16 protein-coding genes and 1 tRNA gene are annotated in these 21,911 nt (G+C 60.9%); 11 read left to right on the plus strand and 6 right to left on the minus strand.

Annotated features, from left to right (window positions below):
- Nucleotide 1 precedes the first annotated feature (1 nt).
- Nucleotides 2-1,012: an aldo/keto reductase gene (locus HY29_RS16385; protein ID WP_034798977.1), complete on the plus strand. Its 1,011-nt coding sequence runs from the start codon at nt 2-4 to the stop codon at nt 1,010-1,012.
- Entirely contained in the window at nt 1,009-1,701 is a 693-nt protein-coding gene (locus HY29_RS16390; RefSeq protein WP_034798979.1) for a DUF938 domain-containing protein, read from the plus strand. Before HY29_RS16385 ends, HY29_RS16390 begins: the two co-directional genes overlap by 4 nt.
- On the opposite strand, the gene metG is transcribed toward HY29_RS16390, so the two are convergent.
- Together metG and HY29_RS16400 are read right to left on the minus strand one after the other, a co-directional pair.
- Nucleotides 1,692-3,434 carry a methionine--tRNA ligase gene (gene metG / locus HY29_RS16395; RefSeq protein ID WP_034798981.1) on the minus strand — a complete coding sequence of 581 codons (1,743 nt, stop codon included), beginning with the start codon at nt 3,432-3,434 and terminating at the stop codon, nt 1,692-1,694. The genes HY29_RS16390 and metG overlap by 10 nt on opposite strands.
- A gap of 223 nt (nt 3,435-3,657) precedes the next feature.
- On the minus strand, nt 3,658-4,131 hold the full coding sequence (locus HY29_RS16400; RefSeq protein WP_155838392.1) for an OmpA family protein: 474 nt from the start codon (nt 4,129-4,131) through the stop codon (nt 3,658-3,660).
- Between the two features lie 303 nt (nt 4,132-4,434).
- On the opposite strand from HY29_RS16400, the gene HY29_RS16405 reads away from it, so the two are divergent.
- Nucleotides 4,435-4,510 (plus strand) — tRNA-Thr (locus tag HY29_RS16405).
- A 52-nt stretch (nt 4,511-4,562) separates the two neighbouring features.
- Nucleotides 4,563-5,555, plus strand: coding sequence for a LysR family transcriptional regulator (locus tag HY29_RS16410; RefSeq protein ID WP_034798985.1), 993 nt, complete (start codon nt 4,563-4,565; stop codon nt 5,553-5,555).
- Here the strand turns inward: HY29_RS16410 and HY29_RS16415 are convergent.
- From HY29_RS16415 to HY29_RS16425, 3 genes are all read right to left on the minus strand, one after another.
- Nucleotides 5,552-5,878: a helix-turn-helix domain-containing protein gene (locus HY29_RS16415; RefSeq protein ID WP_081811465.1), complete on the minus strand. Its 327-nt coding sequence runs from the start codon at nt 5,876-5,878 to the stop codon at nt 5,552-5,554. The genes HY29_RS16410 and HY29_RS16415 overlap by 4 nt on opposite strands.
- 312 nt (nt 5,879-6,190) lie before the next feature.
- Nucleotides 6,191-10,306 carry a translocation/assembly module TamB domain-containing protein gene (locus HY29_RS16420; RefSeq protein ID WP_034798988.1) on the minus strand — a complete coding sequence of 1,372 codons (4,116 nt, stop codon included), beginning with the start codon at nt 10,304-10,306 and terminating at the stop codon, nt 6,191-6,193.
- Nucleotides 10,306-12,141, minus strand: coding sequence for an autotransporter assembly complex protein TamA (locus HY29_RS16425; RefSeq protein WP_162176751.1), 1,836 nt, complete (start codon nt 12,139-12,141; stop codon nt 10,306-10,308). The genes HY29_RS16420 and HY29_RS16425 overlap by 1 nt, the downstream gene beginning before the upstream one ends.
- Before the next feature lie 224 nt (nt 12,142-12,365).
- On the opposite strand from HY29_RS16425, the gene HY29_RS16430 reads away from it, so the two are divergent.
- Together HY29_RS16430 and queF are read left to right on the plus strand one after the other, a co-directional pair.
- Nucleotides 12,366-13,397, plus strand: a complete 1,032-nt coding sequence (locus HY29_RS16430; protein WP_034798992.1) for a calcium/sodium antiporter — start codon at nt 12,366-12,368, stop codon at nt 13,395-13,397.
- Entirely contained in the window at nt 13,390-13,857 is a 468-nt protein-coding gene (queF, locus tag HY29_RS16435) for a preQ(1) synthase (protein ID WP_034798994.1), read from the plus strand. Before HY29_RS16430 ends, queF begins: the two co-directional genes overlap by 8 nt.
- Here the strand turns inward: queF and HY29_RS16440 are convergent.
- Nucleotides 13,854-14,483, minus strand: a complete 630-nt coding sequence (locus HY29_RS16440) for a nitroreductase family protein (RefSeq protein WP_034798996.1) — start codon at nt 14,481-14,483, stop codon at nt 13,854-13,856. The genes queF and HY29_RS16440 overlap by 4 nt on opposite strands.
- 133 nt (nt 14,484-14,616) lie before the next feature.
- Here HY29_RS16440 and HY29_RS16445 point away from each other — a divergent pair, with 133 nt between their 5' ends.
- The 5 genes from HY29_RS16445 to HY29_RS18675 all read left to right on the plus strand — a co-directional run bounded on the left by HY29_RS16445 (nt 14,617) and on the right by HY29_RS18675 (nt 21,882).
- Nucleotides 14,617-15,318, plus strand: a complete 702-nt coding sequence (locus HY29_RS16445) for a TetR/AcrR family transcriptional regulator (RefSeq protein ID WP_034799005.1) — start codon at nt 14,617-14,619, stop codon at nt 15,316-15,318.
- 5 nt (nt 15,319-15,323) lie between these two features.
- Nucleotides 15,324-16,508: an efflux RND transporter periplasmic adaptor subunit gene (locus HY29_RS16450; protein ID WP_081811467.1), complete on the plus strand. Its 1,185-nt coding sequence runs from the start codon at nt 15,324-15,326 to the stop codon at nt 16,506-16,508.
- 15 nt (nt 16,509-16,523) lie between these two features.
- Nucleotides 16,524-19,643: an efflux RND transporter permease subunit gene (locus tag HY29_RS16455; protein WP_034799006.1), complete on the plus strand. Its 3,120-nt coding sequence runs from the start codon at nt 16,524-16,526 to the stop codon at nt 19,641-19,643.
- Nucleotides 19,644-19,717: 74 nt separating this feature from the next.
- Nucleotides 19,718-20,530, plus strand: coding sequence for a serine O-acetyltransferase (gene cysE, locus HY29_RS16460; protein WP_034799008.1), 813 nt, complete (start codon nt 19,718-19,720; stop codon nt 20,528-20,530).
- A 206-nt stretch (nt 20,531-20,736) separates the two neighbouring features.
- On the plus strand, nt 20,737-21,882 hold the full coding sequence (locus HY29_RS18675) for an OmpA family protein (RefSeq protein WP_051601681.1): 1,146 nt from the start codon (nt 20,737-20,739) through the stop codon (nt 21,880-21,882).
- Nucleotides 21,883-21,911: the final 29 nt, after the last annotated feature.

Here is a 21,911-nt window from a genome sequence, read left to right on the forward strand (position 1 = left end):
CATGGTATCCAAGCGACGCATCGGAGACAGTCAGGTCTATCCGGTTGGCCTCGGCTGCATGAACATCACGCATGCCTATGGGCCGCCCTTGCCGGAAGACGAGGCCAAGGCCCTGCTGGTGCGGGCGCTGGACCTTGGCTATGACTTTCTGGACACGGCCACTCTGTACGGCTTTGGTCGCAGTGAAGAACTGATCGGCGAGGCGTTGAAGGATCGCCGCCAGGAATACTTCCTGGCCAGCAAGTGCGTGCTGGGCTTCAAGGATGGCCAGCGCACGCTGGACGCCCGGCCAGAGACGATCAAGGCGGCCTGCGAAGCCAGTCTCAAACGTCTGCAGACGGATGTCATAGATCTCTACTACATGCACCGCCCCGATCCGAACGTGCCGATTGAGGACTCTGTCGGCGCGCTGGCGGATCTGGTTCAGGAAGGCAAGATCCGCATGATCGGCCTGTCTGAAATGGGAGAGGAGCATCTGCGCCGGGCCCATGCCGTGCACCCCATCGCCGCGATGCAGAGCGAGTATTCCCTCTGGGTGCGCAATCCCGAGATCGCCATCAAGGCGGCGTGTGAGGAGCTGGGCGTGGCGCTGGTCGCGTTCTCACCTGTCGGGCGGGGCTTCCTGGCCGATCCGCCTGTGGATCCGGACAAATTCCATAAGAGCGATCTGCGCGGCACGATCTTCCCGCGCTTCTTTCCTGAGAATTATTCCGGCAATCTGCCGCTGCTGGAAGAGGCTCGCGCCTGTGCCAGCGAAGTCGGATGCAGCGTGGCACAGCTCGCGCTCGCCTGGACGCTGGCCAAGGGCGGCAATGTCATCCCGATCCCCGGCACAACCAGCCTTCAGCATCTCGAAGAGAACTGGAAGGCGGGTGGCATTGAATTGTCGGAGGATATGGTCGCGCGCCTTGATGCGCACTTCCTGCCGGAGAAGGCTGTCGGGCCGCGCTATAATCAAATTGGCCAGTCCGTCGTCACAACTGAAATGTACGATTTTGAGACCTCCCAGTGAGTGACACCCCGGACAAGACCTACCCGAAAGCCGGGGACGGTAAGCCTGTTGCTTTGGAAGCGCGGAATGAGGCGGAAGACGGACGGCGCTATTCGCCCTCGGTCGCGCGCAATCGGGAACCGATCCTGGACGTCTTCCGCCAGCATGTCGCCGAGGCTGGGCAAGTGCTGGAGATCGCCTCCGGCACGGGCGAGCATGGCGCGTTCCTCACCGACTCCCTGTTGGGCCTGAACTGGACCTATTCCGATATTGATGCGGCAAGCCGGGAGAGCCAGGCCGCCTGGCGTGAGGCCGCGTGGCATGAGCGTTTGCATGGCCCGTATATAGTCGATGCCTCGGCCCATTCCTGGGGGCCGGTCGAGTATCCTGACTATTGGGATGTGATCGCGTCGATGAACATGATCCACATCGCACCGTTTGAGGTCGCGCTGGGTCTGATCGGCGGGGCCGGGCGCCTGCTGAAGCCGAAAGGTAAGCTGTTCCTCTACGGACCGTTCGCGCGGCATGGAGAGATTGCGCCCTCCAATGCGGCGTTCAGCGAAAACCTGAAGTCACGTGATGCGCGTTGGGGCGTGCGGGATCTGGATCAGCAGATTGTTCCGCTGGCGGAAGAGGTGGGGCTGAGACTGCAGCAGGTCATCGAAATGCCTGCCAACAATCTCAGCGTCGTGTTTCAGCGTCAGGCCTGATCGCCGCCGCCGAATTGCTCGGTCCATTCCTCGACCTGGGAATCCTCGATCTTCTGGAACAACACGTCCGGCGGCGTGATGGGCGCGCCATGGGGCAGGGCGTCCAGCAGCGCGGCGATGCCGGCATCCGACATGTCTTTCGGCATGTTGCGATGCTCTTCCGGAATGCCTAGCGCGTCGAGGATCTTAGCCGCAGCATTCGGGATGATCGGCTGGGCGATGATGCCGAACAGGGCGGCCAGATTCAGGCCGGTACGTACGCCGACCGCGGCCGCATCGACATCGGTCTTGTACTTCACCCAGGGCTCTGCCTTGGTGAGGTATTCATTGCCTGCGGCCCAGATGGCGCGTGTCTCTGCGGCGGCCTTGCGGAACTCCATTGCTTCATAATACTCGACCAGGCGCGGCAGGCGTTCTTTCAGTTCTGCCACCATCCACGCTTCCGCATCGCCCGGTGTGCCGGCGCCCGGAAGCTGGCCGTCGAATTTTGAGGCCGTGTATTTGGTGATCCGGTTCACGAAATTGCCCAGCACGTTTGCAAGGTCCGAGTTGACCGCGCTCTGGAAGCCTTCCCAGGTGAAGGCCGCGTCAGAGCCTTCCGGCGCGTTCGCAATAAGATACCAACGCCAGTAATCGGCCGGCAGTAGGGACAGCGCTTGGTCCATGAAGACGCCGCGCTTGTTGGAGGTGGAGAATTTACCGCCATACCAGGTGACCCAGTTGAAGGCCTTCAGCTTGTCGACCGTCTTCCATGGCTCATTCGACCCCAGCATGGTGACGGGGAAGCTGACCGTATGGAAGGCGACATTATCCTTGCCCATGAACTGGACATATTCGGTTTCGTCGGCGCCCTTGTCTGTGCGCCAGAGCGCTTCCCAGTCGCCGCCCGTGGCCTCGGCCCATTCCTGCGTGCTGGAAATGTAGCCGATGGGGGCATCGAACCAGACATAGAAGACCTTGTCTTCAAAGCCGGGGCGTGGATTGCCGTTTGCATCCGTCACGTCGATGCCCCAGCTGAGGTCCCGTGTGATGGCGCGGTCGATCAGGCCCTCATCCAGCCATTTGTTGGCAATGGAGACGGCGAGGTTCGGCCAGTTCTTGCCCTTGCTATTCACCCATTCGCGGATGCGGTCCTGCATTTTGGCCTGTAGCAGGTAGAGATGATTGGTCTCGCGGATCTCGATATTCTTGCTGCCGGAAACAGAGGAATACGGGTCAATCAGGTCGACCGGGTCCAGCAGGCGTCCGCAATTGTCACACTGGTCGCCGCGGGCCTTCTCAAAGCCGCAGGTCGGGCAGGTGCCCTCAACATAGCGGTCCGGCAGGAAGCGCCCATCATCGACGGAGTAGACTTGCTTGGAGGTGCGCTCCTCGATCAGGCCATTGGCTTCCAGGGCCTGCGCGAAATGTTGCGTGGCTTCGCGGTTGGCTGCGCGGGACGTGCGCCCGAACCAGTCGAAGGCCAGGTTGAAACCTTCCCCGGCCTTGCGCTGAATCTCGTACTGCTCGTCGCAATATTCCTGAACACTGATGCCTGCCGCCTGCGCGGCGAGTTCGGCCGGGGTGCCATGCTCATCCGTGGCGCAGATATAGGTCACCTCATGGCCCATCAGGCGCATCATGCGGGAGTACACGTCCGCAGGCAGCATCGAGCCTGCGAGATTGCCGAGATGCTTGACGCCGTTGATGTAGGGCAGGGCTGAGGTGACGAGAATGCGCCGGGCTTTTGTCATGGAGATGAGGTCTTTCCCAAATAGCTTTACGGGCAGGGTAAATCATACATCCCTGCCATTGTGCACCTTTTAGCGGCGCGTGCCGGAAAAGAAAGAATTGCCCGCCGGGAAATAACATGCGCGCAGAAAGAAACCCCCGAATGGGCTGCAGGCCATTCGGGGGTGGAGGGCGGTTTCAGGACGCGGTGAAACTCCTGAAGCCGTTGGGAGGAAACGGTGGGACTTACAGGCCGTAGCCGGCCTTTGCCTTGACCTTCAGGTCCACACGGCGCGCCATTGGCAGGGCGATCGTGTCAGACAGCTGGGTCTCGGAAACAGGCACGAAATCCGTGCGGATGTCTTGCGGGCGGATACCGCGCGCGGTGAGCGCGTCCAGAACAACTGCGGCACGATCTTCCGACAGACGGGCGGTAGGGCCGGAGCTGGCCGCATCTGCGGAAACGATGGTCGCCTGGATGTCTGAAATGGTGCAGCCTGCCAGCTGATCGCCTGCCGTGTTCAGGGCGCGCATGGAATAGGAAGACAGCGCGGCATCCTGATTGGAGAAATAGACGGTGATCTGCATGTCCTCACAATTCTTTTCGTAAGGGACTTTCACCGGCTCCATGGGCGGGGCCTTCGGGGCGTCCGACATTGCGGGAAAAGCGAGTGCAATGGCGCCTATGCTCAGGCCGGCTATAAATTGTGCGCGTTTCATCATCTTCTTCCTTCAGGCTTTATGTGCCTCTTGGGACACCCATCATCGCCACCTTGTTCGTGGTCTTGAGTGTCTAGGTACGCGCGCTTTGGGGCGGAAATGTGCGGGGGATGAGGCGAATGGGGCAGTCATGGGGAAATAGAATGGAATCTTCGTACACGCGGCCGAGCCCTGCTTCGACGCGGTGAAAGCTGCATTTTCTGCGGGATGACCTGCCAGAACAGGCAATCATGGGTCATTTCGACTGGAATGTGCGCTTGCACGCCGCGCCCGATCACAGTAGTGACACGGTTTCCAGCAATGGCCGGCTTAGCTCAGCTGGTAGAGCATCTGATTTGTAATCAGAGGGTCGGGGGTTCGAGTCCCTCAGCCGGCACCACGCTACCCGCGCAGCGGTGCAGCGGTGCAGCGGCTGTAGCGCAGGAGCCGAAATGGCAAAAGATCGTATTGATTGGGACAAGCTGCGCGTTTTCGTTGTTGTGGCGGAGCTTGGCAGCATGACGGCCGCCGCCGCCCGCCTCAAGGAATCCACGCCCACCGTCAGCCGCAAGATTGATGAGTTGGAGAAGACCCTCGACAGCCAGCTGTTTGAGCGCTCCACGCGCGGCATGGAGCTGACGGAAGCCGGCAAGACGACGCTGCGCTATGCGCGCCAGATGGAAGAAGCTGCCAGTCAGGTGCTCAGCAAGGCGTCCGGCCATCAGGACAAGTTGCAGGGCCGTGTCACCATTGGCAGCGGCGATGGCATCGGCCCGCTCTGGGTTGGCCGACAGCTCAAGGAGTTTCGCGACAAGCATCCGCGCATTCAGGTGCGCATGCGCGTGCAGGATCACACGCTGGATCTTCTGAATGATGAGGCGGATATCGTCATCCGCTTTACGGAACCGCGTGAGCCGGAAATCATTTCACACAAGCTCGGCACGGCGCATTACATGGCGTTTGCCGCGCAATCCTATCTCGACAATCAGGAAAGCCTGCCGTCGAGCATTTTCGAGTATCATCACCATCGCTGCATTCTTCATGAGTCGTACGCCCACCAGATTGAGCGCTGGGCCCCGAAGGCTGTTGAATTGACCAAGATGATCGACTTTGCGGTGATCACAAATTCAGCCACGGCGATGATCGAGCTGTGCCGTCAGGGCGGCGGGATCGCGATGCTGCCGAGCTATGTTGCCGAGATCTATCCGGACCTCGTGCCACTGGATATTTCGGAAGTCGCCCCGATCCAGTTCTGGATTTCCTATACCGATAGCGCGCGCAGGAATCCTGCGGCGCGGGCTGCGGTAGAATGGATTCGGGGGCTGTTTGACGCCGATGTGACGCCTTGGTTCCGGGATGGCTTTATTCATCCCAAGGAAGTGATGCCCTCACAGGAAGGGCCGCAAACTGGAGATATCCCTGAGGATATCTCCAAGATTGCCTAGTCTGCTGACATGACCTTCAGAACCTTGGCCATCATGCCGAGGCGTTCTGTCGATCCTGTGCGATCAATCCAGGAATGACATTCGGCGCGGGCCTTGGCGGACGGGTCTGCCGTCTTGTTTTGCGCCTGGTTCTCGTCTTCGAAAAGGCTGGCGATTGGCACGCGCAGGACATCTGCCACATTTGACAGCATGCCAGCTGAAAGCCGGTTCGTGCCGGTTTCATATTTTTGCAATTGTTGGTGACTGATGCCGAGCTCGTTGCCGAGTTCAGCGAGTGTCATGTTGCGATCCAGTCGAAGCCGACGGATCTTCTCGCCCACCATCTGGTCGATAGCGGTAGGCGCTCGGGAAGTAGATTGTCTTGTATTTTTAGGCACGTCATAACTCCATCAGAAGTTATGTCATTTCTCCCTCAAGATGTTATAGCAACCAATCAGGTACCAAAAAACTTGGAACAGTAGATAACATTATGAAACGGAAGAGGCTCTTCGTATTACTGTAATGTGCATTACCTTTTGTCAATCGGTATGCAAAAAACTGTAACCGTTTGTATTTCTGAGTGTTTTGTATTTTAGAGAAAAAATCGGCACGCAAAGAGCCAATATATTGGGGTATCGGCCTTCGGTTGAAGCCGGCTAGTAGTCCTTTTTCCACTTTACCGTGACCTTTGCCTCACCCGTGGTGGTGGTTTTGGAGGTCACTGATATTTGTGGTCTTGGCTCCCATTCGACCTCTACTGAGCTGCCAGAAGCGCCTGCTGAGTTCAGTTCGAGGTACACATCATCGGCCAGGTACTGGCCGACACCCACTTCTGCGGCGCCCGATTCGTTCGTTCCGAATGACAATCTGTCGACTCCGAGCGCAGATTGTAGCTCGGCCGTGGGGTCAAATCCTGAGCCGTTGCCACTGAGCCGCGCGATGGAATTGGCCAGCTGCGCAGCTTCCAGGGCGGACAGGTCAACGGAGGAGCGGCCAAACAGCAGCCGCGATAGGATTTCATCCTGCGGTAGTTCCGGATTACTGCTCAGTTCAAATTTGGGCTTGGTCGGCGACCCTGTGAGCGCGACACTGGCTGTGAAACCATTCACGGTACGGTCTGCCTGCACATCCAGTCGTGCCCGGCTGATCGGGCCGTTGAAGGTGACGCCGCCCTTGTCGAATACAAAGGGTCGGCCAGCCAGGTCCAGTGTGCCACGGCGCAGTGTGGCCTGCCCATTGAGGCGCGGAGAGGCCGGCGTGCCGGTCAGCTTCAGATCCAGCCCCCATTCGCTCTCCAATCCGCGGCCCGACAGGAAGACGCGGCGAGGCGCATCGATCTTGAGGTTCAGGGACAGAGATTGCCTCAGCTTGCTAGCGCCTTCGGGTTTTGCATCGTCTTCGACCCAGCGCACATCAATCGCCTGTGGCCGTGAGGAGGGCAAATTGTCCAGAGAGAAGCGGGCGTTCCGGATATTGATCTGGCCGCCCACTTCGCGAGAGGTCTCGTCTCCGGTCAGGCTGACCTTGCCGCCCGCGCGCAGAGTGTCGCCGTCACGATTGTACAGCAGCAGATTGGTGAAGGAGACGCCGAGATCGCTTTTCTTGTTTGAAAGCGTTCCGGAGAAGTTGGTGGAGCCGCCATCGGCGCCGTTTGCCTTGCCGTTTATGGACAGCTGAAGGTCCTTGTACGCTGCATCAAGCGTCAGATCCGTCAGGCGCAGGCCCGTGGTGCCGAATTCGTAGATGCCGTTCTGAATGTCTGCGGTCGCTTCAAAGACGGGTTTCTTGAGTGTTCCCGTCAGCGTGGCCTTGGCATTGATTTGTCCGCCAATGTCATGCCCATAGGCCAGCGCCACAGAGCGCAACGCCGCAAGGTTTCCCGTCATGACCGTTTGCCCTTTCAGGGGCTCCGTCATGGAAGGGCGGGCAACATCCCCCGGGCGTGCCTCGATTGGGATGGACACGTCGCTGACCAGTTTCAGCTCTCCGCCATAGGAACTGACTTCGTTCAGCACCAGCTTGCCCTCGCCAAGGCGGCCGGTGATGTCCAGCGCGAAAGTTTCCTTCACGCCTGGCAGGGGCCCGTTGGCGGCAATGACAAACTTGCCGTGCGGGTCTTCTCCGAACAGATAAAGATCTCCGCCGCCGCTGATTACGGCATCCGGCGCCGCCAAGCCCAGGGCCGCCAGAACAGGCTCCAGGCTCAGCTTGTCGATCTTGAAGGTCAGCCGGGCATCGTCTTTGTCTTCTTCGACATCGGCCTGGATCAGTCCGCCCAGAACCAGAAGGTTCAGGTCAACTGCCGGCGCATCGCCCAGCCGCCACGTGATGGGGCTTTGGGATTTGATGGGTTCGCCCAGCAATGTGCCATCCATCTCCAATTGGCCATTGGGATAGTCGCCGTCAAAACGGGCCGAGCCGAGCAGGGTCAGCTGGGTCGGGCGTTTGTCATGCTCGCGCTGCACGTCGATGGAGAAATTATACCCCTCGGGCGCGTTGCTTGCCTTTCCGCTGATCGTGTCAAAGCGCAGGCCCTGGGAGAGCCAGATATCATTTATGATGCCAGAGGCTGAGACGGACAGCGCATCTTTCGTGTCCCTGCGCAGGCTGATGTCCAGATTGAACTCGCCGATATGGCGGTCGCCGAAATTCATCTGCTTGCCACTTGCGACAAAGTCTGCGTTCAGGCCGCGCTCATCGCCATAGATCAGGCCGCCTGACAGGTTCACCGTATCATATGTGCCCTGAACATCTTGCAGGGAGAAGACGCCATCGGCCCAGGAGAGCTGGCTGGTAATGTTGACGGCATCGCCGTCATTCATGCCCTTAAGGGTGACCGGGCCAGCCCATCCGGCATTTGTATTGTTAAGCTCCAAATCTGTTTCCAGATCGGTCAGGTCGATGCCATTCCGGCTCAGCGTGCCGCCCTGCGAAGTCAGGCTGATTGTGTCGACGCCGCCTTTTCCGGTGATCTGTATCTTGCCGGATGACAGGTTGACGTCCGTGCCTGACAGCGTCGTGGTGTCGGTCTGGGTAAAGTCCGCATTGAGAGCGATCTTCCCGTTGGGGCCATAAGTGCCCTGGCCATTCAAGGCCAGTACGCCGCCTTCAATGTCCGCGCGCTGTATCCGGTAGACATCGCCCGCCTTCACCACATTCGCGCGAAGGTGCGGCGTATCACTGACCAGTTGCGCCACGGTGGCGTTGAACGCTTCCACGCCTGTCAGATCGACATCCGCTGCGATCTGGGGCTGAGAGAATGTGCCGGTGACGCCGACACTGCCGGATGCCGACAGTTCAGGCGTAGAGGCGAGCAGGCCGGAAACCTGCTTCAGCTGACTTTTCAGGTTCAGCGTCTTCTGCCGTGTGTCGATCGTGCCATTGGCGGCGAGGCTGCCGCGCGCCAGCTGGACCGTAGAGGGCGAGAGCGTGAGTACGCCCGCCGCGCGGTCAAAGCTGCCAGAGACACTCAGCTTCGGCGCCTTGCCCACCAGGCGGCTGCCCGTTTTGTTGTTCTTGAGAACGCCGGTTCCGGTCATGTTGGCGGTGAAGTCCACCGCCTCGCCCTTGCTGGAGACCTGCACCGGGCCTTCCAGCGTCTCGAAGGGGAGGGAGCTGCCGGCATTGGCGGTCAGCACAGCTGTGCCATCTGCAGAGAGATTGCCGGTTGGCTCTGACACCTGGCCGTTGAAAGCGACGGCCGCCTCGAAACTGGCGATGTCTTTCAGACCGAAGAATTTCAGGTCCACATCCAGCGGGCCGTCAAACTTGCTGCGTTTGCCATCCTGATAAGTGCCGGCGACCTTCAGATGGCCTGTGGCGAAATCACTGGTCAGGGTGAACGGTGTGCGTTTGCGTTCAAGGTCCGCGTCCAGCTTCAGCACGGCGGACGTACCAATGAGATCCCGGATCGTGTGGGAAACGGGCAGGCGGCTTGAATCCAGATTGGCGTTGGCCAGCAGGTTTCCGGAGGTGATCTTGGCGGTGATCTCGGCGGTCTTTTTCCCGTCGATCTTCAACACGGCAAAGCCGTCGCCTTCGTCCATCGTGCCGCTGGCACTGGCCTTGAGGTTTGCACTCTCGCCCTCGGCCAGCCCGACCAGCGTGGCGATGGTGCCGCCAGACGGCGCGTCTATGTCTGCCTCGATACTGAAGGCACCGCTCGCGCGGCGTTGAAGGTCCGCTGTGATCCTGTCGCCTGCGCCTTCCAGCGGCAGGGCGTCCAGAGAGGCCGTCAGGGTACGGTCTTCCGGAACCTTGAGGTGGCCTTCAATCTGAAAGGCGGCCGCGGGTCCGGCGACGCCTTCTTCCAGGCGCAACTCGTCAATCCGCAGGTCCGCCAGTGAGACAGACCAGCTTCCGGAGGAGGATGAGTTGGACGTTTCCGGCGTCATCACAGGTTTGCGAATGACGTGGATCTTGTCCGCGCTGACCAGGTTCAGCTTCAGCTTGCGAGAGATCAGCGCCATGGGGGACCAGGCGAGTTGCAGATCGCTGGCTTCCAGCCACACGCCCTGTTCGTCCGTCAGCGTCAGGCGCGCGACCTTCATGTCTTTCAGCGGATCGCCCGACAGGCCGTCAATCTCGATCGTGCCGACCCGGCCTACCTTGCGGCCATCGATCTGCGCTTCAACGAAATTGCGGCCGCCATCGGTCTTCGTCCAGATGCGCGCGCCGCCGACCAGCAGAGCCATAACCAGCAGGATGCTCACAATCAGGACCAGCCAGATGTGTTTGCGCAGGTAAGAGAAGAAGGGCCGTGTGCCTGCCATCAGAAGGCCTGCCCGATAGAGATGTAGAGGTGAACAGGCTCATCGCCCTCGCGCGGGTTCAGCGGCGTGGCAATATCCAGTCGGACCGGCCCGAAGCCCGGATAGTATCGCACGCCAAGTCCAAAGGCAGAGCGCATGCTGCTTGCCGCGGTCTCAAGGTCTGAATCGGCAGCGCCTGCATCAATGAAGGCCACATAGCCCCAGTGCTCGGATTTGCGCCAGCGCAGCTCGCCGGAGACATTCAGCATGGCGTCGCCGCCAATCGGTTCCCCCTTCGGGTCCTTTGGGGAGAGGGACTGGTAATCATAGCCGCGAACCGTGCCACCGCCGCCAGAATAGAATTTTCGGTCCACGGGTACGCTGTCATCGCCCAGGAAGCTGCCGGCTTCCAGACGCAGCGCGGCCACCAGGCGCTTGGTCATCTTCTTGTAAGTCGAGACCGAACTCTGGATACGCGTATAGGAGGCGACTGTGCCGGTCCCGAAGGAAAAGCCTGGCTCGACGCCCAGATAGGCGCGGTTGCCGCCTTGTGGGTCCAGCGGGTTCCTGACCGTGTCATAATTGGCGCCCAGCGGGAAAGACAGCGTCACCTGATCTTGCAGGCTGTTGATGCCCTGCGCGCGCAATTCGTAATCTGTCGACCGCGTGGCATCGACGGCAGCGCCAGCAGACAGGGTGAAGTTCTTGTTGAAGGGTTGCGCCAGATTGGCGGCGACCTTGATGCCCTTCAGGTCGTAGGCATCCGTTTCCTCGTCACGCACCCCGGCCTCTGCCGTCAGGGTACGGCCATAGCGTCCGATGTTCGGGCGCTTATAGGTGACCTTCAGGTGCCGGGCGAGCGTTGCTGCCTGTGCCTCGACCCCAAGCGTATCTGCCATACCTCTGAAATTGCGGCGCTCCCAGCTGGCATTGGCGCCTGCGCCGTCCGAGGTGGAATAGCTGAGGCCCGCGCCAATCGTGCGCCGTTTGCCTTCAGACAATTTCAGATCCACTGGATTGGTGCCGTCTGCATCCGGCTGTTCGTTGATCTCCACGCCGATGCCATCGAACAGGCCCGTGCTGCGAACACGCGTTCGCAGGGTTTCCATCTTCTCCGGCGAGTAGAGGTCTCCCTCATCCCAGTTCTGCAGCACGCGGATGGCTTTGTCCTTTGTGCGCAATCCGTCAGGGATGGTCATTTCGCCCAGCCGGACCAGTTCTCCGGGCTTCATGTTGTAGGTCAGCTCAACATTCTTGTCTGCGCGAGAGGCCAGCGCATCGATGCCCTTGCTCTCGGCAAAGGCATAGCCGGAGTTTTGGAGCTGTCTGAGGAGCAGACTCTCCAGAGCTTCAATCTCCGTCGTCCGTGCCCAGGCGCCGGGTTTCAGCGTTTCGAGGGCTGAGCGGATACGCTGCTGAGCCTGCGGTGTTACATCGTCGGTGCCGGATACTTTGATGGAGGCGATGCGGAAGCGCTCTCCCACGCTGACATCCAGGCGGGGGCGCGTATCCGTGGATTCTACCAGCTCCGGAGACACGGCGGCGGCGAAATAGCCTTCAGAGGCAAGATATTCCTGCAATGTATCGGCAGCTTGCGTGGCGCGGCGACGGGCTTCCAGCACGCTGTCGGCCTTGTTGCCATGTATCTGGAGCGCGCTTTCCGCGCCGCGTTGCAGATTGTCGGGAAGGCCGGAGATCGTTACCGGCATATAGGTGCCGCCTGCGCTTTCGCCCTCGGCAGAGTTTCCGCGGAAGGTAGCGCAGGCTGATGTGGCTGTGAGCAGCAGGCAGCACAAGGCAGTCCTGTTCCAGGACAGGTGCCGGGTGGATGCAGGGCGTTCTGCCCGATTTACCATAGTGTCGCCCATCATGCTGTGTTTAGGGTGATTTGTGCCTGAGTAAGCTGAGTACAGGGTGAACGGTATTGAGAAAATTTGTCTCATCTGCGCCCTGCGCTGTATTTTTCCGGGAAACTACGCCTCATCCCACGATTATCCAGCCTTAAGCGCAGGGCGGTCTGATTGCACGGCTTCGCAGACTCCCCATATTATAGGGCTAACTCTTTCCTGTGGGGAAATGCATGACATATCTTATGGTGCTTGGCGGCCTTGTCCTCCTTTTTATCGGAGGTGAGGGGTTGGTCAGGGGCTCCGTCAGTGTTGCTCGCAGGCTCAACATTTCAGAACTGGTGATCGGCCTGACACTGGTCGGGTTCGGAACATCTGTGCCGGAACTGGTGACCAGTCTGCGCGCCATTGATTCAGGTGCGGTTGGTATCGCGGTCGGGAACGTCATCGGGTCCAATATCGCCAACGTCCTGCTCGTGCTGGGCGTGGCGGCGGTGATCCACCCCATTGTCACCAATCCGCGCGCGCTGATGCGCGACACGGGGGTGATGATCCTGGCCACCCTGCTGCTCTGCTTCATGATCTGGTTTGACCTGTTTTCGCGCGGCGCAGGCATCGCGCTTACGATCTGCCTGATCGGTTACATCATCTTCTCGCTCGTCGCAGACCAGAACCGTCCGGATGAAGTGGCCCACATGCACGCCGAAGAGGGCGAAACGGTTGAGGCCAATTATGGCATCGGCATTGGCATCCTGATCGCGATTGTGGGGCTTGCCGGTGTTGTCTATGGCGCGAAGCTGCTGGTAGATGGCTCTGTTTCCATCGCGCGGGATTTCGGCATCAGCGAGACCGTGATCGGCCTGACCATCGTCGCAATCGGCACCAGCCTTCCGGAACTCGCAACCTCAGCCATCGCGGCGTTTCGCGGCAAGTCAGATGTCGCGCTGGGCAATATTATCGGCTCCAACATCTTCAACATTCTGGGCATTCTGGGTGTTACGGCGCTCGTGCATCCGTTCAGTGTCCGCCAGCCTGTCTCTGGCGATGTCGCGGCCGGGGCCATGGTGCAGGGCGAAACGGCCAGCCTGATCAGCGTTGGCGATATTTCCGCGCTGATCCTGTCTGTTGCGCTGATGGTGTTGTTTGCCATCACGGCCGGGCGCATCGGGCGCTGGGAAGGGGGCATTCTCCTTTTGGGCTATGCGCTCTATATGGGCCTGACATTCAAACTCATTCCAGTACCGGCGCTGATCCCTCATGGCTGACAATCCGATCTATCAGAACCTTGGCCAACTAGGCCAACACACCGCGCAACCGCAAAGCCCGGAAGAGGCTGAGCTGGAGCGGGTCCCCAATCCGCACGCGGGCGAGTTGTATCTCACGCGCTTTGTCGCGCCGGAGTTTACATCGCTCTGCCCGGTCACCGGCCAGCCGGATTTCGCGCATCTCGTGATCGATTACGCGCCGGGCGACTGGCTGGTGGAATCGAAAAGCCTGAAGCTCTACCTGACCAGCTTCCGCAATCATGGCGCGTTCCATGAGGAGTGCACTGTTTCCATCGGCAAGAAGATCTTTGACTTCACCGAGGCCAAATGGCTGCGCATCAGCGGCTATTGGTATCCGCGCGGCGGCATTCCGATTGACGTGTTCTGGCAGTCTGGTGAGGTGCCGGCCGGGCTCTATGTGCCCGACACCGGCGTCGCCTCCTATCGCGGGCGGGGCTAACTCTTCCAGCGGGTCACTTTTTCAGAGATATCGGCCCGGGCGCGTTCTGGCGGGTGGACCTGTGACGTTCCGAGATAGATGAACCCCGCGACGCGCTCACTGCCCGTCAGGCCCAGCACCTCAGCCACTTGCGCGTCAAAGGCGGGCCACTCGCTCAGCCATGAGCCGGCAAAGCCGCTCGCATTGGCGGCCAGCAGCAGATTGTAGCAAACAGCCCCGGCAGAGAGTTCCTGTTCCCAGACCGGCGTGCGGCCATCATCGACGGGAGACGAGATCACCGCCACCATGACCGGCGCGCGCAGAGGCAGGCCAGCGGCCTCGATCAGGTCTTTTGATTCCACGTCTTTCTTCGTCTCGCCAATAATGCGCGCGAGTTCCTTGCCGAATTTCGCCCGTGCCTCGCCCTCGAACACAATGAAGCGCCACGGGGAGAGCTTGCGGTGATCCGGCACCCGCGCGGCGATGGTCAGGATTTCGTCGAGCGTTTCCGGGCTCGGCCCCGGCTCTCCAATGAGTTTCTTGGCGGCAGAGCGGCGTAGGGCCAGAAACTGGCGCGCTTCGGCGCTGGGGCGGACTGGCAGCATCGGTGTGCCGACTTGCGGAGCGGGGGGGAATGTCTTGGTCATTCTCGCTAGATAGGGGCGTATCCATCACAGGGAAACCGTCATCGCCAAATAACAGGCTTGCCGGAAATGCATGGACAGAGTAGTTTAGTGAACACTGTTCACTTTTCGAACACTCATTTTCCCAAGGTGGGGCATGCAGACAGATATTCCCGTTGATAAGACCCCGGCCGGGCGCCGCCGCAAACGCGTGCGGGAATCCATCATCGCGGCTGCGGAGAAGGTCTTCGCGCGCGAAGGGGAAGATGGCCTGTCCATACGGCGTCTTGCTGAAGAAATCGATTACTCGCCGTCTGCGATCTACAAATATTTCGAGTCCAAGGAAGAGCTGATTGATGAGCTGAAAGAGGCGTTCTTCGAGCGCCTGATGGACCGTGTGGACACGAGTTCCAGCGCCGACCGTCCATTCCTGGACAGGGCACGCGACTGCCTGATCACCTATGTCGAAACGGCGACCCATCGCCCGTATCATTATGCTGCAGCCTTTTCCTCCATCCAGCAAAAGGATGAGTGTGCATCACTGATGCCCAAGGATTGGGAGGCTTTCATGACCACCAACAAGGGCAAGGCCTTCAGCATTCTGGTCGACATGGTGGAAGAGGGCCAGGCACTGGGCGTGTTCGATAACGCGCTGGAGCCAGCCCAAGCGGCAAAATCCCTCTGGGCCTCGCTCCACGGCGTAGCGCAGCTGGTGATCCATGTTCCACATTTTGAGCAACTGATCCCCGATGCGGGTAAAGACTCCACAACAGATTTCATAACATTCCACGCCAATTTGCTGATCCGGGGGCTGCAGGCCCAGCCGGTGGCAGAGGCGAAAGATATACAGGCAGGGTAGGGGCGATGAGCGAGACAGATAACATAACCGGTGATGCCGTGCGGGAGAAGCGGCCAGGCCCGGCAAAGGGGCTGATCTTCCTGGTGCTGCTTTTGCTGACCATTGGGGCCATGCTGTTCGGCGCGACCCTGTTGCGCAGCGAGGAAGGCCCGAAGGTTGCCGTCACTGCGCCGGAGCCGCTGACGGTGCCGGTGCGCCCGGCCCAGCTGACAAAGGCTTTCACCTTGCAGGAAACCTATTCCGGTCTGGCAGAGGCGCGGCGCACAAGTGAACTTGGCTTTTCCACCGGCGGCCGGATTGAAGACATTGCCGTTGATGTCGGCGATCAGGTGAAGACCGGGCAGACACTGGCACGCCTTGATACGCGCGGCCTGCGGGCTCAGCTCGCATCCGCCCAGGCCGTTGTGGAAGAGGCCCGGTCGGCCCATTCTCTCGCCCTGAACACCGTCGAACGCCAGCGCCGGCTGAGCCTGCAGGGCCATGTCTCACCACAGGCGGTTGACGAGGCAGAGGCGCAGGCCGAAACCGCGCTCGCCCGCGTCGAGGCGGCGAAGGCTCAGGCAGACATTCTTCGTGTGCAGATTGATCTCGCGCGGATCACTGCGCCGTTTGACGGCATGGTCACGGCCCGCACCTCTGATGAGGGCGCGATTGCTGGCGCGGGGCAGCCCCTGCTGCAACTGGTTGAGACCGGCCATCTGGAAGCGCGCATCGGCCTGCCAGCGGCAACCGCTGCCCGTCTTCAGCCGGGCGATGTCTATGATCTCCGCGCCGATACGGGCACGGTCGAGGCCACCCTGCGCAGCGTCACCGGTGTGATTGACCCCAATCAGCGCACCGTTGCGGCGATGTTCGATATCACCAATTCCGGCGCGATTGCCTCTGGCGCCGTGGTGCGCCTGTCGATGTCGCGCGACATTGACGAGCCGGGCTTTTGGGTGCCGGTCAAATCCCTTTCCACCGCGTCGCGTGGCCTGTGGACGGTCTATGTCGCTGCGCCGGTCGATGGCGGGTTCGAGGTTGAGCCACGCCCGGTCGAGATGGTGCACACCGATGGTGAGCGCGCTTTCGTGCGCGGTCCGGTGAGCGATGGCGAACTGATCATCATTGACGGCCTGCAACGCATCGTGCCCGGAATGTCGGTTGAACCACGTGACAGCCAGCAGGCTGCCACGGTCAATGGCGGGTAGGGGAGCGCCCGCGTCATGACCACGCTTTTCTTCAAACTGCCCCGCCTCGCGGTTCTGGCCATTCTCGTCGTCCTGATGGGCGGCCTCGGCGCAATCCTGACGCTGGGCCGTCAGGAAGACCCGACCCTGATCGAACGCTATGGCTATGTGCTGACGCCATATTCCGGCGCTGATGCAGAGCGGGTCGAGGCGCTGGTAACAGAGCCCCTGGAAGCCGCCCTGATGGAGCTGCCAGAGGTCGACGAGGTCACATCCGTCAGCCGCAATGGCTTCTCCCAGGTCTCGCTTCAGATCCGGGATGACCTGACCGAATCCGAAGTGGATGATGCCTGGACGCTGATTCGTGCCAAGGTCGAGACGGCGCGCTCGGAATTTCCCCAAGGCGTCGGTATGCCTGACGTGACACGGCAATATGTCGGCGCTGCCACTTTGGTGATCGGCCTGACCTGGGAAGGCGATGCCGCGCCGCCGCTGACCGTGATCCGCCGTATGGCGCTGGACCTTGAAGACCGCTTCCAGCGTCTTCCGGGCACGGAGCTGACCGATACGTTCGGCCTGCCGGATGAGGAAGTACGTGTCGTGGTAGACCCGCAGGCCCTGTCTGCCGCAGGCCTGTCCTTTCGTCAGGCGGCCGGGCTGATTGCCTCTGCTGACAGCAAGACCCCTGCCGGACGCCTCAGAAGCTCGGGCGGAACGATTGGCCTTCAGGTCGGTGGAGAGTTCGACAGCATTGCCCGCATCCGCGAAGTGCCGCTGCTGCAGCGCCAGGATGGCTCCGCCGTTCGGGTGGGCGATGTCGCGCGGGTCGAGAAAGGCTTTGCCGATCCGCTGCCGCACAAGGCGCTGGAGAACAACAAGCGCACCGTGCTGATCGGTGTCTACATTTCCCCGAACCAGCGCGTCGACAAATGGGCCGAAAATGCCCGCGCCATCGTGCACGAATACGCGGAAAATACGCCTCCCGGCCTGAAGATCGAGACCGTGTTCGACCAGAGCCGCTATACGACAGACCGGCTGAACGGGCTTGCGAAGAACCTGATGCTCTCGGCGCTGATCGTGTTCGTCGTGCTGTTCATCACAATGGGCTGGCGCTCTGCCATTGTGGTTGGCGCGGCCATTCCGCTGACGGTCAGCCTGGTCCTGATCCTGTTCAATGTGTTCGGCCATCCGCTGCACCAGATGTCGGTGACGGGGCTCGTCATTTCACTGGGCCTGTTGATCGACAATGCCATCGTCGTTGTGGATGATTTCGATCAGCTGCGCGCCAAGGGGCATGCGCGGGTAGACGCCATCCGCAAATCGCTGCGCCATCTTGCTGCGCCGCTCGCGGCCTCAACGCTGACGACCGCGCTCGCCTTTGCGCCCATTGCCATGCTGCCCGGCGGCGCGGGAGAGTTTGTCGGCATGATTGGCCTGTCGGTCGTTTTCTCGATCACGGCATCCTTCATCGTGTCGATCACGGTCATTCCCGCCATGGCCGGCTGGTTTGACCGCAAGCGCTCCTGGGAGACCGGCCATGCCAAGCGTCCGCGCCGCTGGTGGCGCGACGGTGTGCACAGCGACTTCCTGTCTGATGGCTATCGTACAACGGTGGAGGCCGTGCTGCGCTTTCCGCCGCTGGGCATCGTGCTCAGCATCTTCCCCGCACTGCTGGGTTTTTACCTGGTCGGGCAATTGCCGAGCCAGTTCTTTCCGCAGACGGAGCGGGACCAGTTTCAGGTCTCCATGCAGCTCGCCCCGGAAGCCGACATTTCCGACACGGAAGACGTCGTGCGCCGCGCAACGGAGATGATACAGTCCATCGAAGGCGTCGAATCCGTCACCTGGGTGTTGGGGGAACCGTCCCCGCGGGTCTACTATAATGCTATCGTTAATACCGAAGGTGTTGAGGGCTTTGCCTCCGGCTGGGTACAGCTGGACGGAAATCAGCGCACGCGCCAGACCGTCGGCGAAGTGCAGCGCATGTTGCGGGAGGAATTCCCCAGCGCGCGGTTCCTGGCCTTGCCGTTTGAGCAGGGTCCGCCTGCTGACGCGCCGATTGAGTTCCGTGTCATGGGCGATGATTTCGACGTGCTGAACATGATAGGCGATCATACCCGCTCCATCCTCAGCCAGACTCCGGGCGTCACCTATTCTGTCGCCTCGCTGCAACTCGGCGCGCCGACCATTCGTCTGCAGGCAGATGAAGCGGCCACAGCCCTCGCAGGCGAAAGGCTGACAGACATCGCTGCAGACCTCAGCGCCGAACTGGACGGCGTGCGCGCAGGATCTGTGCTTGAAGGCACTGAAGAGCTTCCCGTGAAAGTCATCGCGCCAATGTCTCGGCGGACTGGCATGTCAGACTTGCGCTCAGCGATTGTCGGGCAGGGTACGGGCACGCCGATTGCCGCCTTGGGCGAAGTGACGCTGACGCCGGAAACGGCCGTCATCACAAGACGCAACGGACAGCGCATGAACCAGATCCTGGCCTTCCTTGATCCGTACACGCTGCCCGCGCCGGTTCTGGCAGATTACCAGCAGCGCCTTGAGGCCAGCGATTTTCACGTGCCCGCAGGCTATGAGATCATCGTCGGGGGTGAGGCAGAAAACTCCAGCGATGCCCTGGGGAACCTTGCGGCGGTTGGCATACCGCTCGTCATGGTGATGGCGGGTGCCATCATGCTGGTGTTCAACTCCTTCCGCATGATGCTGTTGGTGCTGACCACGGGCTTCCTGTCGCTCGGCCTCGCCTTCTTCGGGGTGTGGCTGTTCAATCTGCCCTTCGGGTTCAATGCGATCATTGGCGGCTTTGGCTTGTTCGGCATCGCGATCAACGGCTCCATCGTTGTGCTGTCGCTGTTGAGGGCCAGTCCCGAGGCGATGGCGGATGATGTGATTGCCCAGCGAGAGATCGTCGTCGATGCGACGCGCCATATCGTGGCCACCACCCTCACCACGATGGGCGGTTTCGTGCCGATCCTGTTGTCCGGCGATGCCTTCTGGATGCCTTTGGCGGCGGGCATTTCCGGCGGTGTGGCGGGGTCGGCCCTGTTGGCGCTGTATTTCACGCCGGCAGTCTTCCGCATCACGACGCTGAAGCCCGTCCGGCGCACCTTCACCTATCTGTTTAACCGCAAGGAAATGCCGGCGAGCTAATCAGGGATCAGGCCTTGCCACATGGGAATTGATCCCCCATCTCGCTTATTCAGGGAAAGAAAGGGACCCCCGACATGCCAGAGAACCCGGATATCGGCGCCCCCGCGCCTGCCTGGAGCCGTCTGCGTTTCGAGGCCCGCGCCGCCGCCTCGGATGAGCCGACCCTGTCGAGCTATCTGAACTCGGCCATTCTGGCGCATTCAACGCTGTGCCAGGCGCTGTCTTTCCATCTGGCGGAAAAGCTGGGCAGCCCGGTGATGAGCACCCAGCAGATCCGCCATATCCTGTCCGAAGCGTATAATGCAGACCGCACCCTGGTCGACGCCGCCGAGGCCGACATGCAGGCCGTGCTGGAGCGCGATCCCGCTTGCCGCGGCATGTTGCAGCCTTTCCTGTTCTTCAAGGGCTTTCTGGCGCTGCAGACCTATCGCGTGGCGCACCAGTTGTGGCGTGAAGGCCGCGAAACGCTGGCCTTTTACTTCCAGAGCCGCGCGTCCGAACTGTTCGGCGTGGACGCGCACCCCGCCGCCCGCATAGGCCGCGCCGTCATGCTGGATCATGCCTCCGGCATCACGATCGGCGAGACGGCTGTTGTCGGCGATGGCTGCTCTCTGCTGCACGGCGTTACGTTGGGCGGTACCGGCAAGGAAGTCGGCGACCGTCACCCGAAAATCGGCAAGGGCGTACTGCTCTCTGTTGGTGCGAAAGTTCTGGGCAACATCACGATTGGCGACGAGGCCAAGGTGGCTGCAGGCAGCGTGGTGCTGAAAGATGTGCCTGCGCACTGCACCGTCGCGGGCGTTCCGGCGAAGATTGTCAGCGGTCCGTCCTGCTGCCATCCGGCCGAAACAATGGACCAGACGATTCCCGACGAAGCGTCTAAATAATCTGAACATTCCCCTGTCGCGTGTTGCTGCACTCAGTAATTCACGCGACAGCTGAATTATCCACAAGCATTCACTGTTTTATTGCTTTGCCCAGCGTTTCATTTCGGGATCGCAATATTGTTGCTTGTTTAGCTTTCAGTTACCATCCGGACTTGCGTCTCAGTAGGGACGAAGCGTGATTCCACGTTCCAGAAGGGGGCTGTCGGGTGAGCTATGAGGAGGAGAGCGAAGGCCGTCTGCGCCGCACGCGCAAGGTGCGCCGCGTGCAGGCAGAGCGTTTGCCCTTCATGCCCTATGCTGCCGGCCCGCTGATCGCCTTGGGTCTGCTCCTTCTTTTTGCAATCTGGCCGTTCGCCTTTGGTGTGATCGAGCGCTCGGCAGAGCGCGCGGCGGTTGAGGCGCTGGCCGGGGCAGACGCTGGCTGGGCTCGGCCCAAAGCCTCCGGTCAATGGATCATCCTGGAAGGCACGCCCCCCTCAAAAGAGGCGGCTGACAGCGCGCTGCAGGCCGTGCGCGAGGCCAAGGCCCGCACCTTGCTGGGCCCCGCCCGCCCGATCACCCGTGTGCGGGACCGGTTCACTCTGACGGAGGCGGCTGACACGCCGACTGGCATGCCGAATGGCTGGTCTTACCGCCTGTCCGATGGCGTGCTGACGCTTGATGGCGACATGCCCAACAATGATGTGCGCGACGAAGTGCTAAAGGCCGCCCGCGCCGAGATCGATCCGCCGCGCCTGATCAGCGTTCGGGATAGCCTGACCATCACCAATGAGCCGCTGCCGGAAGGCTACATCTCTGTCGCCCTGCGCGGCATTGATACCGTCACGCGGTGCGATCGCGGTGTGGCGAGCTTCAGCTCCAACCGCTTCTCGATCAGCTGTGAACTGCCGGGCTCGGATGCCTCTGCCGTGCGGGAAATCGCGCTGGCCCCGATTGCCCTGGGGGAGATTGGCGCAGTCGACATCATGGCCCGTGAGGCCGTGGCGAGCTGTGAGTCCTCTCTCTCAGACCTCCTCTCCGGCACGCAGATCAAGTTCAATTCCTCCAGCGCCGCCATTGATGCGTCCAGCTCGGAATTGCTGGATGAGGTGGCAGAGGCCGTGCGGGCCTGTCCCGGCAATCTGCGGATTGAGGGGCATACGGACAGTACCGGACTAGACGAGACCAATCGCCGGCTCAGCCAGGCGCGGGCGGAAGCCGTGCGCAATGCGCTGATCGCGCGCGGCGTTCCAGCCACGCGCCTCGTTGCGGCAGGCTATGGCGCCAGCCGGCCCATCGGCTCTAACCGCACGGCAGACGGCCGTGCCCAGAACAGACGCATAGAAATACGGGTGATCCGTGTTTCCGAATGATTTCCTCCTGAGACTCTGAAAGTAACGAC

The organism is Hyphomonas beringensis, assembly GCF_000682755.1.
Classification (GTDB): domain Bacteria; phylum Pseudomonadota; class Alphaproteobacteria; order Caulobacterales; family Hyphomonadaceae; genus Hyphomonas; species Hyphomonas beringensis.